This window comes from Bacillus sp. 165 (assembly GCF_017742235.1).
Taxonomy (GTDB): domain Bacteria; phylum Bacillota; class Bacilli; order Bacillales; family Bacillaceae_G; genus JAGHKQ01.
Map to the genome: position 1 here is coordinate 363,925 of NZ_JAGHKQ010000001.1, position 14,044 is coordinate 377,968.

The 14,044-nt window shown below is 38.1% G+C and carries 13 protein-coding genes; 6 read left to right on the plus strand and 7 right to left on the minus strand.

Translation table 11 applies throughout. From position 1 onward, the window contains the following. Window positions 1-142 precede the first annotated feature (142 nt). Window positions 143-973 (plus strand): formate/nitrite transporter family protein, encoded by an 831-nt coding sequence (locus J7Q84_RS01985; RefSeq protein WP_209092712.1) that lies wholly within the window; start codon window positions 143-145, stop codon window positions 971-973. A 93-nt stretch (window positions 974-1,066) separates the two neighbouring features. Here the strand turns inward: J7Q84_RS01985 and J7Q84_RS01990 are convergent, their stop codons facing one another. The 5 genes from J7Q84_RS01990 to J7Q84_RS02010 form a co-directional block, all read right to left on the minus strand. Beyond that, window positions 1,067-1,825: a prepilin peptidase gene (locus tag J7Q84_RS01990; protein WP_209092713.1), complete on the minus strand. Its 759-nt coding sequence runs from the start codon at window positions 1,823-1,825 to the stop codon at window positions 1,067-1,069. Window positions 1,826-2,065: 240 nt separating this feature from the next. Next, the gene (locus J7Q84_RS01995; RefSeq protein ID WP_209092714.1) at window positions 2,066-2,572 is read right to left on the minus strand and encodes a MogA/MoaB family molybdenum cofactor biosynthesis protein; all 507 of its coding nucleotides are present in this window, start codon (window positions 2,570-2,572) and stop codon (window positions 2,066-2,068) included. A gap of 136 nt (window positions 2,573-2,708) precedes the next feature. After that, window positions 2,709-4,100 carry a sensor histidine kinase gene (locus J7Q84_RS02000; protein WP_209092715.1) on the minus strand — a complete coding sequence of 464 codons (1,392 nt, stop codon included), beginning with the start codon at window positions 4,098-4,100 and terminating at the stop codon, window positions 2,709-2,711. Window position 4,101: 1 nt separating this feature from the next. Beyond that, complete coding sequence (locus tag J7Q84_RS02005; protein WP_481747521.1) at window positions 4,102-4,770, minus strand: response regulator transcription factor; 669 nt, start codon at window positions 4,768-4,770, stop codon at window positions 4,102-4,104. A 2-nt stretch (window positions 4,771-4,772) separates the two neighbouring features. After that, the gene (locus J7Q84_RS02010; protein WP_209092716.1) at window positions 4,773-5,837 is read right to left on the minus strand and encodes a YncE family protein; all 1,065 of its coding nucleotides are present in this window, start codon (window positions 5,835-5,837) and stop codon (window positions 4,773-4,775) included. Between the two features lie 64 nt (window positions 5,838-5,901). On the opposite strand from J7Q84_RS02010, the gene J7Q84_RS02015 reads away from it, so the two are divergent. From J7Q84_RS02015 to J7Q84_RS02035, 5 genes are all read left to right on the plus strand, one after another. Continuing rightward, the gene (locus tag J7Q84_RS02015; RefSeq protein ID WP_209092717.1) at window positions 5,902-7,014 is read left to right on the plus strand and encodes a CdaR family transcriptional regulator; all 1,113 of its coding nucleotides are present in this window, start codon (window positions 5,902-5,904) and stop codon (window positions 7,012-7,014) included. Between the two features lie 97 nt (window positions 7,015-7,111). Continuing rightward, window positions 7,112-8,524 (plus strand): glycolate oxidase subunit GlcD, encoded by a 1,413-nt coding sequence (gene glcD, locus J7Q84_RS02020; protein ID WP_209092718.1) that lies wholly within the window; start codon window positions 7,112-7,114, stop codon window positions 8,522-8,524. Then, on the plus strand, window positions 8,521-9,861 hold the full coding sequence (locus J7Q84_RS02025; RefSeq protein WP_209092719.1) for a (Fe-S)-binding protein: 1,341 nt from the start codon (window positions 8,521-8,523) through the stop codon (window positions 9,859-9,861). Before glcD ends, J7Q84_RS02025 begins: the two co-directional genes overlap by 4 nt. A 586-nt stretch (window positions 9,862-10,447) precedes the next feature. Continuing rightward, a complete protein-coding gene (locus J7Q84_RS02030) occupies window positions 10,448-11,305 on the plus strand; it encodes a CAP domain-containing protein (protein ID WP_209092720.1) in 858 nt (285 codons plus the stop codon). A 172-nt stretch (window positions 11,306-11,477) separates the two neighbouring features. Next, window positions 11,478-12,173, plus strand: a complete 696-nt coding sequence (locus tag J7Q84_RS02035; RefSeq protein WP_209092721.1) for a CAP domain-containing protein — start codon at window positions 11,478-11,480, stop codon at window positions 12,171-12,173. 21 nt (window positions 12,174-12,194) lie between these two features. On the opposite strand, the gene J7Q84_RS02040 is transcribed toward J7Q84_RS02035, so the two are convergent. Together J7Q84_RS02040 and J7Q84_RS02045 are read right to left on the minus strand one after the other, a co-directional pair. Continuing rightward, the gene (locus J7Q84_RS02040) at window positions 12,195-12,890 is read right to left on the minus strand and encodes a copper homeostasis protein CutC (RefSeq protein WP_348519816.1); all 696 of its coding nucleotides are present in this window, start codon (window positions 12,888-12,890) and stop codon (window positions 12,195-12,197) included. Between the two features lie 15 nt (window positions 12,891-12,905). Further along, window positions 12,906-13,817, minus strand: coding sequence for an RluA family pseudouridine synthase (locus J7Q84_RS02045; protein WP_209092722.1), 912 nt, complete (start codon window positions 13,815-13,817; stop codon window positions 12,906-12,908). Between the last annotated feature and the right edge of the window lie 227 nt (window positions 13,818-14,044).

Below are 14,044 nucleotides of genomic sequence, written 5' to 3' on the forward strand. Positions count from 1 at the left end.
CTGTTCATCCCCCTCCATCTTTTCCTTTCGTGTCAACTTTGTGAAATAATGAACAATGATATTGTCATCGTCCAGTAATAAGAGTAAAGTGAGTATGTAATTATTTCACCTATTCACTAACGACTAAAGAGGTGTATCTAAAATGTTAGGACAAGGGATGGAGTATGTTGTCGAATTAGCCAAAAAGAAAAAGCATATCCTAGATACCGATCCAATACAATATATCATGCGCGCGGCTCTAGCAGGTATTTTTATTGGATTCATTATAGTAGTATGCTTTAAACTAGGAGAATTTTTTAACGCTGCCAATTCTCCTGCTACTTACTTAGTTTCCTCCTTATTTTTTGGTACAGCATTAATAATGATTATGTACGGGGGAGCAGAACTATTCACTGGAAACACGATGTACTTTACCGTTTCTACTATGCGTAAAGAAACCACTCTAACAGATACACTACGTAACTGGGGAGCTGTATATGCCGGGAATTTCATAGGAGCTGTATTCTTTGCATTCCTATTTCATGCTACGGGACTATTCGAACATATTCCACACACTCATTTACTTAATAAAGTTGTGGAAACCAAGATGACAGCCTCCTCTTCTCATATATTTTTTAAAGCGGTCCTTTGTAATTGGTTAGTGTGTTTAGCCTGCTTCTTGCCGTCGCAAGTAAAAGGAGACGTTGCGAAGATGGGCATAATGTTTTTGCTTGTATTTTCCTTCTTTTTATCTGGATACGAGCACTGTGTCGCTAACTTGTCTCTGTTCTCAATTGCTCTTTTATCACCCCATCCTGAAACTGTTTCATTTACAGGTGCTCTTCATAATTTAATCCCTGCTACTCTTGGAAATATCGTTGGCGGCTCTATATTCGTTGGTATGGTGTATCAATATATCACACGTACACCAGTAGAAAAATCAGTTATTTTATCTAAAGCAGAACAAAAAGAAAATACGGTATTGAATATGTAAACAATAAAGGCACTTATTTAAATAAGTGCCTTTATTGTTTACAGCTAAGTTATAGTAAAATATAAATTTCAGGTTAATATAACACACCAATAGTTAGGACAAAAGTAAGAATGAACTATAAAATTTCATTATCTCATATCCAAAAAAATATGCACACAACGTGCCGAGCATGATATAAGGACCAAATGGCATCGGTTCCCTCTTCTTAACATGACCTGTCAACAACCCTATCACACCAAAAAGGGATCCAAAAAATAAAGAAAGGATTAACGACATCATCACAATCTTCCATCCTAGCACAAATCCAAGCAGTGCAAACAGCTTAATATCCCCTCCTCCCATCCCACCTCTACTTACAATAGCAATTAAAGATAAAATACCAAATCCAGCAGTTAACCCTATCACACTATCCCACCATGAATTAAACGGTAAAAATAACTTTTCAAAAAAGAATAGTCCCGAGAAGAATAATAAAATGCTGTTAGGAATGAGCATGTACAACAAGTCTGATACAACAATAATCATGAACAAAGATACTAATGTCCAAGCAATAATGATTTCTAATGACCAACCAACCACAATTACCGATAAAACCAATAATAATCCAGTTAATAACTCGAATACAGGATAAATACTGGATATCTTTGTGCCGCACTGTTTGCATCTGCCTCGCAGCATTAAATATGAAAGTACTGGAATAAGCTCTAAGACTGTTAACACATGTCCACACGATAGACACGATGACCTGGGTGTTACAATAGATTTCCTAACAGACACTCGTAATGCGACTACGTTATAAAACGAGCCGAGCGCAGTACCTACTATAAAAATATATGCATATACTAAAATCATCAACTCACACCTCACTAATATTAGATTTACAATCTCCAAAATGATTAGACTGTTTAAGGATTTTAAGAAACACTAACACGTTCTATTCGTATTTACAAAAGTATGAAACCCTTGAAACTCCTTTAGCTTTTAGTAAATCCCGTTATATTTGTACAGATTTTCATAGCATGCTTATAAATTTTTTATTATACAAACAAAAAAGATGCAGCAATTGCTGCATCCTCTTCTTTCTTGGCTCGTTTATTTTCGTAATTCTCTCACTATATGGCCAAGCTCTGGAACTATTAAACGTGTCATTGCAAGACGGACTGCTCCAGTCGAACCAGGTGTTGAAAAAATCGCTCGTCCGTTTCGCGTACCGGCAATTGCCCTGCTTAACATAGCAGCAGACCCAATATCATCTGTATAACTGAGCATACGAAAAATCTCCCCAAAGCCGATTATTTCTTTTTCAATCAAACCACGTACCGCTTCAATAGTTACATCTCTTTTTGTAATACCTGTGCCGCCGTTTGTCAGCACAATATCAACATCTCCATTCTCACAACCTGCTATAACTGCAGCTTCAATTTCCTCTCGATTGTCTTTTACAATTTCATATGCAGTAACTTGATGACCAGACTCTTCTATCAATTGTATCATCAGCCTTCCGCTTTTATCTGTCTCTTTCGTTCGTGTGTCTGAAATTGTAATCACTTTACACTTCACTACATGAGGAGCCTCTCTTTTATGCTCAAGTACACTCATTTTCTTCACCATTTCCTATATAAATTCTATTATCTATTTTTACATATGGAAATGCAGTTATCAACAAGAGGACTGCTAATGTTCAATATACTAGGTAAGCTTTACATGAAAACTAAATAGATGTTCTTGCAAAATTTCATTCTTCCACTACAGGAAACTCTATACTAATCACAGTACCCTCCCCGACTTCGCTCATAAATTCAATTGTCCCTTCATGTACTTCAACAATCTGTTTAACAATAGCTAGGCCTAATCCTGTACCTCCACTTTGACGACTGCGTGCCTTATCTACTCGATAAAAACGTTCCCCTAATTTATCCAAATGTTCCTTTGGAATTCCTACTCCGGTATCAGAAATTCTTAGTATACATTTTCCTCCAACTTGTTTGAGCATAATGGAAATAACACCGCCCTCAGGCGTATAACGGATAGCATTATCAAGTAAATTATGAAGAACTTGCTGAATGCGATCTTCGTCTATATTTGCAATAATATCGGGATCCAGTTCATGTTGTAACATAATGCTCTTTTCTGCCGAAACAGGTTCGTATGCCTCTAATACATCCTCGATCAGTTGAGCAAATACAGTAGGATGTTTTTTTATAGGAAACAACGCTCCTTCTAACTGAGCTAAATCAAGTAAATCATGAACCAAACGCTGCATCCGACCTGCTTCTTTATTGATTAACATAATAAATTTTGTTTGTTGTTCTAGCTTTACAACACCATCCAAAATCGCTTCACTATACCCTTTAATATAGCTAAGAGGTGTCCGTAGTTCATGTGATACATTGGCTAAAAATTCTTTTCTTTGGATATCCTCTTTTTGCAATGCTTGCGCCATATCATTGAACGCCATTCCCAATCTGCCAACTTCATCATTTGATGTAACTGCGATCCGCTCATTAAAGTTTCCTTTTGACATTTTATATGATACACGTTCCATCTGTAATATTGGTTTCGTTATGGTCACCACAATTTTCTTTCCTATAAAAACAGTTACTGCGATGACAAACAAGGCAACAGGTGCCAATAATAGAGCAGCATCATAAATAATATCCCGAATGTTTTTCAATGGAATATATGAATAAATAATTCCATTAAGCTTTTTTCCATCTAATACAGGAATCACAACTCCCATAATATTACGCTTAAACCGATCTTCATATCCCACCTTCGTTACTGTATTACCATCTAATAACATTTGTCGGTCCTTTTCACTAATAAGGGACTCATGATGAACATCGAATGGGAGACATGCACTTAAATCACGGGGATTATTTACAAATAAAATTTCTGCCTGGGAAATATCGTTGTACCATGCTACTTTTTTCTTAAATTCATCTGAAATCGGTCCGCCTTTATACTCACTCACTAGACGTTTCCCTTCTTTTTTCAATGTTTCCTCTACATTTTGCACGTATAATTTTTCATAAGAATATAAGGAAACAAAATGAAACAAAGCCAATGTAATGATAACGACGACAATGATAGTCATCCATAATTTTTGTACCATTGTAAAACGCATATTACACCTCAAACTTATAGCCGACACCCCAAACAGTTTGAATATACTCCCCATACCTGCCAAATTTTAAACGTATCGTTTTAACATGAGTATCTACTGTTCGCGTGCTGCCTGCATAATCATACCCCCACACTTTTTCCAGGAGCTGTTCACGGCTGAATACTTGCCCTTTATGTTGAGAGAGAAATTGAAACAAATCAAACTCTTTTACAGTCAAAGGTATCACTTCTCTATCTATCTCTACACGTCGTCCCTTTTCATTAATAGAAATCGGTCCAAACGTTTCTATGCTCTCTTGTTCCTGCTTTGTATAACGTCGTAACACAGCTTCCATGCGAGCGATCAGTTCTCCCGGACTAAAAGGTTTTACAATGTAATCATCTGCTCCGATACGAAGACCTGTAACTCTATTCCATTCTTCCCCTTTTGCCGTTAAGAAAATAATAGGCACATCAGATGTTTTACGTACTTCTTTACATAAAGAAATCCCATCAAGCTCTGGCATCATAATATCTAGAATAAGCAGATCAAATGTTTCCTCCTGCAGCATGTGAAGCGCTTCAATGCCGTTGCTTGCTTCCTTCCATTCACAGCCTGCATTTTCTAAATACATTCCCACAAGCTGACGCATATCATTTTCATCATCTACAATAAGCACTTTATGTTTCACTGCTATTCTCCCTTTCGCTCAATAATATGAAATGGCCCTTTTCCGACAACAATTTTTTTTATGACTTTCATACTGTCCGTATCCACTACATACACTTCATTGCTGTCATAGCTCCCTACATAAATTTGCTTTTTATATGCAAACACACTGAACGGATTAGACCCCACTTCTACAGCTCCTTCCTCCTGATACGTAGAACTATCTAGTTTCCTCAGCATGTTTGAACCGTGACTCAGTACATAAACATGATCGCTATCAGCTGTAAAATTAATAGGCATGGACGAAGCTTCAATCGTGTGTACTTCTTTTCCTGTTGCTAATGAATATACAAAGACCTTAGAATTGATGGTATCTCCGTTGCCGTGTCCACCAAGAAGCAGCTCGTTCGTCTGCAGATTAACTATAGCTCCTGTCGAAGAGGCTGGAACCGGTATAGCATGAATTACTTTTCGTTTTTGCAAATCAATAACCGATACAGTTGTATCATTAAAATTTACAACATATAGGATCCCTTTGTCTTCTAACATAGTAAGAGGTCCTTTATCAACCGAAATAGTCTTTTCTTTTTCTCCTTTCAAGGAGTATATATGAACTTCATTCGTATCCTGATTAGCTAAAATAACGTTCTTTTTATCAGAAGAAAGGATCGCATTCGCAACGCCTTCCCCCGTATTCCAGGATCCTATTTGCTTTCCTTTGTTTAATGAGTAAAGGTATACTTTGCTCAATTGCTTTCCATATACAATAAGAGTATCATTATCAAGCAACAACGATCCCATAATCGCTTTTTTAAGCTGCCATGTGGCAATCAACTCATTATTTTTTTCCTGAATAAAGCTTACGCTGCCATCTTTTATATTTGTCGTCACAATTATATCTTCATTGGAGGGAATTGTACTATATCTATCGCCTGTGCACCCGCTCAAAACAATAAGAATGATCACTGTCATTACTAGCCGTTTCAAATTCTCACCTCTTCTATCTATTCTAGCTTGTACAATAACAAATAATTGTGATGAAAGTGTGAAGTTATTCTCATCCAGTAAGCCTTTTCCAAGCTCGTTCATGCTTAAGATTGCCCCTTCATTATATAATGAATAAACACAGATTTAACTATTTGAGGTGTATACTATGCTTTTGCCTTCGTTAGCAAAAAAAATTGTACAAGAAGTGCGACGACTCATAACAGAAGATATTATTATTATTGATGTAAATGGCATTATTATTGCAAGTACAGATTCAAAGCGTTTGAACACGTTTCATGAAAGCGCTCTGCTTTGTTGTCAGCAAAAAAAAACAGTGGTAATTACAAAAGAAGATGAACATCATCTAACGGGTGTAAAAGCCGGCATTAACTTGCCTCTTCTTTTTAATGATGAAGTAGTCGGAGTCATCGGAATTACCGGCGAACCAGAACGTATTTCACAATACGGTGAACTTATGAGAAAAATGACTGAACTGCTTATTCATGAAAATTATTTTACAGAGCAATTAGAAATTAAGCAGCGTTCTTATGAAGCCTTTTTATTTGATTGGCTGCACAGCAAAGATTTGTCTTCCTCATTAACTGATCGAGCGAAAATGTTTGGAATTGACATAAATGCTCCCCAACAGCTCATTTTATTTTCCATTGATAATGCTGACTCTACCCTGCAAAGCAAGCTTTGGCAGTACATTCATTCTCAAATCAGTATGGAAAAAGAAAAAATTTTGGTACGTTGGGGTAACGAACGTCTTATCTTACTGCAGCAAGCAGAAAAAGAAACTATCCATACAACCAGGAAAATATTAGAGAAAATCCAACAGGATTGCCACGCTCATTTTTCTGTATCCTTATCCATAGGCGTCGGAAAACCGGTATCCCCAACCGAGTTATACCTCTCATACGATCAAGCGCTTCGGGCATTAGAAGTTTCGCTACAAGAGAAGAAAATTGTATTTAATGAAGATTTACGTTTAGAAATGTGTTTACAGGATATCCAATCACATACTCGAACAGAATTTTTGCAGCGCACGATTAAAGTGCTGCTAGACGAGAAGGAATTGCTGTATACGCTCAAGTTATTTATGGAAACTAATCAATCCTACAAACAAACTGCAGAAACTCTTCATATCCATATTAATACTCTTCACTATCGCTTTAAGAAAATAGAAAACTTAACTGGACTCAATCCAAAAAATTTCAAAGATTTGGTAACATTGTATATCAGTTTAGCGTTATTAGAGGATTATCCAAAAAAATAAGAGAAAATCTAGATTATCTTTGGATGTTTATCTATAGCGGGATACCCCCGCTTTTTTTATGATAAAAGAAGGTAATAGGTACGAAGGGGGATTTTATATGCTTAATCAACAAATTATCGAAAAATTCATCTCCATCGTTGGCAAAGACAACGTAGATACCTCCAACATGGGACGTTTAGCTTATAGTTTTGATGCAACACCTCAGTTTCAATCACTTCCAGATGCAGTCATTTCACCGCGCAGCACACAAGAAACGGCTGAAATTGTAAAAGTATGCAACGAATACAAAGTTCCAATTGTGGCTCGCGGCTCTGGGACGAACCTATGTGCAGGAACATGCCCGACTGAAGGCGGAATTGTTCTCGTATTCCGTCACATGAACAAAATTCTTGAAATTGACGAGGAAAATTTAACAGCCACCGTGCAGGCTGGTGTTATTACCCTAGACCTCATTCATGCAGTAGAAGCTAAGGGATTATTTTATCCACCTGACCCAAGCTCTATGAAAATTTCAACAATCGGCGGCAATATTAACGAAAATTCGGGAGGGTTACGCGGATTAAAATACGGTGTCACACGTGATTATGTTATGGGACTCGAAATTATACTGCCAAACGGTGAGATTATGCGTACAGGCGGCAAGCTGGCAAAAGATGTGGCCGGATATGACTTTACTCGTTTGTTTGTCGGTTCGGAAGGAACGCTTGGCATTATTACAGAAGCTATCCTAAAATTAGTGCCCATGCCGGAGACGAAGCAAACCATGCTTGCCCTGTATGAAGATATTGAGGATGCCGCATGTGCTGTATCCGCTATTATTGCAAATAAAATTATTCCGACTACGCTCGAGTTTTTAGACCAAGCTACCATCGAAGTAGTCGAAGACTTTGCGCAAATCGGACTGCCTACCGATGCCAAAGCAGTTCTATTAATAGAGCAAGATGGTCCACCCGAGGTTGTCCATCGTGATATACAACGAATGGCTGAAATTTGTACCAATCTCCATGCTGTTTCTGTACGAATTGCGGCAGATGAAGCCGAAGCGGACGCCTTACGAACAGCGCGCCGAAGTGCTTTATCAGCATTAGCCCGTCTAAAACCTACCACAATTTTAGAGGATGCTACAGTGCCTCGCTCACAAATTGCACCAATGGTCAGAGCGATTAATGAAATAGCAAAAAAACATAACGTACGTATTTGTACATTCGGACATGCGGGAGACGGAAACCTGCACCCCACTTGTCCAACTGACGCACGCGACAAAGAAGAAATTCATCGAGTAGAACTGGCCTTTGAAGAAATCTTCGAAAAAGCAATTGAGCTCGGTGGAACCATTACAGGGGAACACGGTGTAGGCGTGATGAAAGCTCCTTATCTCGAATGGAAACTTGGGGCTTCTGGTATTGCTGCGATGAAAGCTGTCAAGCATGCTTTTGACCCGAATAACATTATGAATCCAGGCAAAGTATTTGCTAAGGAATCCCGCAAAAGAGTGGTGATTACACAATGACAGCCTTAAATAAACAAAAAATCCAAGAGGATTTTAAGGCTCGTATGGATGAAGATGAGTTATTAAACTGTATGCGATGCGGATTTTGTCTCCCAACCTGTCCAACATATATTCAATCAGGTTCCCAAGAGGCTCACTCGCCGCGCGGGCGAATTGCACTGATGAAAGCTGTTGTTGACGGTTTAATCGAACCGGACGAAGATATTGAAAATACATTGAATACATGTCTTGGTTGCCGTGCATGTGAACCAGTCTGTCCATCTGGTGTAAAATACGGGCATTTATTAGAAGAAGCTCGCGACATTATTAATCAGCACAAAAAGCATTCTGTTCCAGTTAAAGCTGTTCGAAAAATTATCTTTGAAGACTTGTTTCCTTATCAAAATCGCATGAGAGCTTTAACAGCACTGCTAGGCTTATATCAGCGCTCGGGTATACAAGCCTTAGCTCGGAAAACTAAAATTATGAGTTTATTACCAGATACATTAGCAACCATGGAAAAGGTGCTTCCAGCCGTTCCTACCATGAAAGAAATGAAGGAACGCCCAGACTTTTTGCCGGCAATAACACCTCTTCGCAAGCGTGTGGCATTTTTCTCAGGATGCCTGATGGACACCATGTTTTTAAAAACTAATGATGCTACAATGAAATTGCTACAACTTGCTGGTTGTGACATCATCATTCCGCAAAATCAAAATTGCTGTGGAGCTTTGCATGGTCATGCAGGGGAAAAGAATGGGGCAAAAGAATTAGCAAAAAATAATATCCGTGCATTCGAGAACTTAAACGTTGATTATATCATTACAAATGCAGGCGGCTGCGGTGCCTTTCTTGTGGACTATGATCATTTATTAAAAGATGATCCTGAATGGACAGAGCGCGCAAAACGATTTACAGCGAAAATTAAAGATATTTCTGCGATTCTCGTTGAGCTCGATTTTCATAAACAAGACTTGCGTTTGCCTCCGCAAATCATCACATACCAGGACTCTTGTCACTTACGTAACGTTCAAAAAACATCTGTACAACCAAGATTGCTTCTTAAAGCAATCAAGGGAGTAACTTATCGTGAAATGAAGGATGCAGATAGGTGCTGCGGTTCTGCAGGCATATACAATATTGTACACTCCGAGCTATCAATGCAATTTTTAGACTATAAAATGAAACGTATACACGAAACAAACGCAACAACAATTGTAACAGCTAATCCTGGTTGCTTACTGCAAATGCAGCTCGGCATCGAACGTGAAAAGCTCTCTAATAAAATGAGAGGCATTCATATCGTAGACCTGCTATTAGAGGCTGTTAAATATGCTAAAACAGAAGTAAAACAATAAGTACTTTAACTATAATGGAGAAGAAAATGCTTCCTAATAGAGGCATTTTCTTTTTTGGTATGTTTATAAAGTATTTTAAACTTTATATATTCCATATGAAATAAATCTATTAGTCTTCCCCTCATTAATGCAGGGAGCCAAAAAAACTTTTGTTTTACAACAGTAACATAATATAAACACTGTGCTACATGAATATTACAGAACGATTACAAAATTCCCAAAATCTCTCAATGTATATGCTTCTTTTCCCTGTATTGACACTATTTCATCACATATGAAATAGAAATTTTAACCAATTTTTCCTGTTATATTTTTGAGAAAAAATGTGGCATTTCTATTTAAAAATCCATGGATATATCATATATTCAGTTCATTTTTAACCTGTTCTTGTTTCATAAATAAATACTTTTCCTAAAAGGATAAATTTGGAAATTTATTATATCATGAAATTTTTTCTATCTTTTCTTTCTAGCAATCTATGTTACTATGAGTTTGTCAGCCGCGGTGAGCTGATACTGAACTTAAAAACGATAAACTTCTATAACTTTATATAGACAAATATAAACCTTTTTAGGAGGTACACACTATGAAGAAAACCACTTTATTATCTTTAGCAGCAGCAACATCACTTGCATTCAGTGCATCTTCTAATACAGCACATGCAGAAGCAGTTCAATCAAAAACAAATACCAATAAGGTTATGTATACCGCACCATTTGCTTTTAACTTTCAAGCTGTTCAATTTGGTAATGTAGAACAATTGTTAAAATCTATATTCGGTGATAATTTTGTTATCAATAACGGACATATCGTGAAACCTCCAACTAATAATGGCAATAACGGCGGCACTGTTACTCCTCCAGCTAACAATGACGATAACGGAGAAACTGTTACTCCTCCGACTAACAATGGCGATAACGGAGAAACGGTTACTCCTCCGACTAACAATGGCGATAATGGGGAAACGGTTACTCCTCCGACTAACAATGGCAATAACGGTGGCACTGTTACTCCTCCAGCTAACAACAGCGATAACGGGGAAACGGTTACTCCTCCAACTGGTTCTTTAAGTCAATTTGAGCAAAAGGTAGTCGATTTAACAAATGCTGAGCGTGCAAAATATGGGTTAGCTGCATTAAAAGTAGATACTGCATTAAGCAACGTAGCACGTATTAAATCTCAAGATATGCTAAATAAAAACTACTTCTCGCATACAAGTCCAACTTACGGGTCTCCGTTCGACATGATGAAGCAATTTGGTATTTCCTACCGCACAGCGGGTGAAAATATTGCAATGGGTCAACGTACACCGGAAGAAGTAGTACAAGCTTGGATGAACAGTTCAGGTCATCGTGCGAACATTCTTAATAACACTTACACTCACATTGGTGTAGGATATGTCGCGCAAAAGAATATCTGGACACAAATGTTCATCTCTAAATAACACTAAGCCGCCTCTTTGAGGGGGCTTTTTTACATATTGTTATCTTTCCCTTTTATTTTCATCCTTTTTTCGTATTATTACCAATCATGCTTTCAAAAAGAATAGACACAATAAAAAAAGAACCTGCATATATGCAGTTTCCTTTTATTCATTCAATAAGGAGGGTTTTGTAATGCATAAATCTCGACTCCTATCTATAGCAACAACCGCAGTTCTTTCTGTTTCTTTGTTGACAGCATGTAACATGGATCATAACAAAACAGCGATGAATAGCAATAACAAAATGAGCGGTGTCTCAACCAATGCTGGATCTGGATATAATTATACGCCAGTCCGAACAGATAATGGATACAACAGTTACAGCAAACGAGTTCGTTTATGTCCATGTCCAACCACACCAACTACGCCGACGACACCGACTACGCCAACTACACCGACTACGCCGACGACACCAACTACGCCGACGACACCGCCTGCAACAGGTGGTAGCATTAGCAATATAGAGGCTAAAGTAATCGAATTGACCAATGTGCAACGCCAACAAAATGGATTGCGTGCATTGCAAGCTGACACATCTTTATCTGGTGTAGCGCGAAAAAAATCAGAAGATATGTTAAGCAAACGTTATTTTTCACATACGAGCCCAACATATGGTTCTCCATTTGATATGATGAAAACATTTGGTATCACATATCGTTCAGCTGGCGAAAATATCGCCAAAGGCCAAAGAAGTGCTGAGGAAGTAGTCAATGCTTGGATGAACAGTGCTGGTCACCGTGCTAATATTTTAAACCCTAATTTCACGAATATTGGGGTTGGCTACACATCAAATGAAAATATTTGGACACAAATGTTCATCAGTAAATAACCACTTGCAAGGCCTGTCTGATTAAGACAGGTCTTGTAGCTGCTTTAAAAGCAGTGACATTTTCTTTTTTTCAATTTGTTCTAATGATTGTCCGTTACACCGTACCCCTGATCCAAAATGGACTTCTTGTACCCCTGTGTTTGCAATAAATTCCTTCACTGTTTCTATTGTAAGGCCGCTGCCCGCCAAAATAGTAAGGTGGGTATCAATTGTTTGTTTTACTAATTCCTGTACTCTTTCTTTCCCATCTAGCACACTGTTTCGGCCGCCTGATGTTAAAATTCGTGTAATACTTCTATATTGCTTAATGATTCTTAATGCTTCAGACATATCATTTGTCTCATCAAATGCTCGATGAAAAGTTATTTGCAGAGAACCAGACACAGAAATAAGACGTTCTAATATCTTTACATCTATTTCCTTTTGATTCGTAAGCGCACCAAACACCACTCCTTGTGCTCCAAGATCTTTTACCATTTTTATGTCCTCAATCATTGTCTCTACATCGGTTTCACTGTAACAAAAGGAACGGCTGTGCGGACGTATCATAACATGAACAGGGATAGTCACATGCTGCATGACTTGCCGGATTGTTCCAAAGCTTGGTGTTACCCCTCCTTCCTTTATCCCTGTCACGAGCTCGATTCGATTTGCTCCGAATTGTTCAGCATCTATAGCATCTTGCACACAGGTTGAGATTACTTCTAGTTTAATCACTTTGCATCTCCCTTTTTACTTTAATTTGCCTAACAAAGCAAATAAATCTGAAGGTAACGGTACACTTACCTCTACCTTTTCCTTCGTAATTGGATGCAGCATCGTAATTTCTTCTGCATGCAATGCTTGACGGTTCAACAACGTTGTTTGTCCTCCATATAGCTTGTCCCCTACGAGAGGATACCCTATATCACTCATGTGAACCCGAATTTGATGTGTGCGTCCTGTTTCTAACTCTAAATGCACCAACGAAACATTTTGTTTAGAGAAGTATTCAGATACATAAAAACGAGTAACTGCACTGTCTCCTGTTGGTGAGACTCTTCGGCGTGTAGAGTGATGACGATCTCTTCCGATTGGCTTGTTAATGATTCCTTTTTTCTGATTTACTTTTCCTTCCACTAAAGCAATATACCTTCGTTTTATGTTCCGTTCCATGAGTAGTCTGTCCATAACCGCGCCTGCAAGCGAATGTTTGGCAAAGACCACTCCTCCCGTTGTATCTTTATCAAGGCGATGAATATGGCGTACTTTTGCAAAAATACCGTTTGCTTGCAAATGATACGCTACTCCGTTTGCTAAAGTATGAGTACCTCCTTTTTCAGAGGGGTGGGTATCCATACCATAAGGCTTGTTCACTATGAGAAGATGGTCATCTTCATATATAATTTCAACATCCTGATATTCCGGTGTTACCCCGTATTCTTCTTCTATGAACATATGCACCTGCAGCTTATCACCTTCTTGCAACGTGTCTGTCCAACGCCTGTACTCTCCGTTTATTTGGATGCTTTTTTGCATCCGATATTCATGAAGCAGCTTTTTAGGCACCTTCCACTCCTCTTTTACAATATCATCAATAGTTTTTCCGTCCCACTCACTAGAAACTATGATTTCACACCATTCCCCTTTTTTATATGTAAGCATATATTTTCTTCCTTTCGTACTATATCTAGCTTGTAATGTACATATTGCTGATTCTCTATTAAGAAATCACATTCCCTAAGCATCTAATTTTATGTATCGTCTTTCATTTGGATCTTTTCTCCCTGCAAGCAAGGCAGGAAGTTAGCAAACCAGCTTCTTTAAGCTATAGCAACAGAGAGGCTCCTTCACCTTCACTTTACATTAACTTCTTTCAGTTCAAAATAAGA

What these genes read in the sequence shown, in the direction of transcription:
- J7Q84_RS01985 (WP_209092712.1), top strand. Translation starts at nt 143, where the DNA reads ATGTTAGGACAAGGGATGGAGTATGTTGTCGAATTAGCCAAAAAGAAA.
- J7Q84_RS01990 (WP_209092713.1), bottom strand. Translation starts at nt 1,825, where the DNA reads ATGATTTTAGTATATGCATATATTTTTATAGTAGGTACTGCGCTCGGC.
- J7Q84_RS01995 (WP_209092714.1), bottom strand. Translation starts at nt 2,572, where the DNA reads ATGAGTGTACTTGAGCATAAAAGAGAGGCTCCTCATGTAGTGAAGTGT.
- J7Q84_RS02000 (WP_209092715.1), bottom strand. Translation starts at nt 4,100, where the DNA reads ATGCGTTTTACAATGGTACAAAAATTATGGATGACTATCATTGTCGTC.
- J7Q84_RS02010 (WP_209092716.1), bottom strand. Translation starts at nt 5,837, where the DNA reads ATGAACGAGCTTGGAAAAGGCTTACTGGATGAGAATAACTTCACACTT.
- J7Q84_RS02015 (WP_209092717.1), top strand. Translation starts at nt 5,902, where the DNA reads ATGCTTTTGCCTTCGTTAGCAAAAAAAATTGTACAAGAAGTGCGACGA.
- glcD (WP_209092718.1), top strand. Translation starts at nt 7,112, where the DNA reads ATGCTTAATCAACAAATTATCGAAAAATTCATCTCCATCGTTGGCAAA.
- J7Q84_RS02025 (WP_209092719.1), top strand. Translation starts at nt 8,521, where the DNA reads ATGACAGCCTTAAATAAACAAAAAATCCAAGAGGATTTTAAGGCTCGT.
- J7Q84_RS02030 (WP_209092720.1), top strand. Translation starts at nt 10,448, where the DNA reads ATGAAGAAAACCACTTTATTATCTTTAGCAGCAGCAACATCACTTGCA.
- J7Q84_RS02035 (WP_209092721.1), top strand. Translation starts at nt 11,478, where the DNA reads ATGCATAAATCTCGACTCCTATCTATAGCAACAACCGCAGTTCTTTCT.
- J7Q84_RS02045 (WP_209092722.1), bottom strand. Translation starts at nt 13,817, where the DNA reads ATGCTTACATATAAAAAAGGGGAATGGTGTGAAATCATAGTTTCTAGT.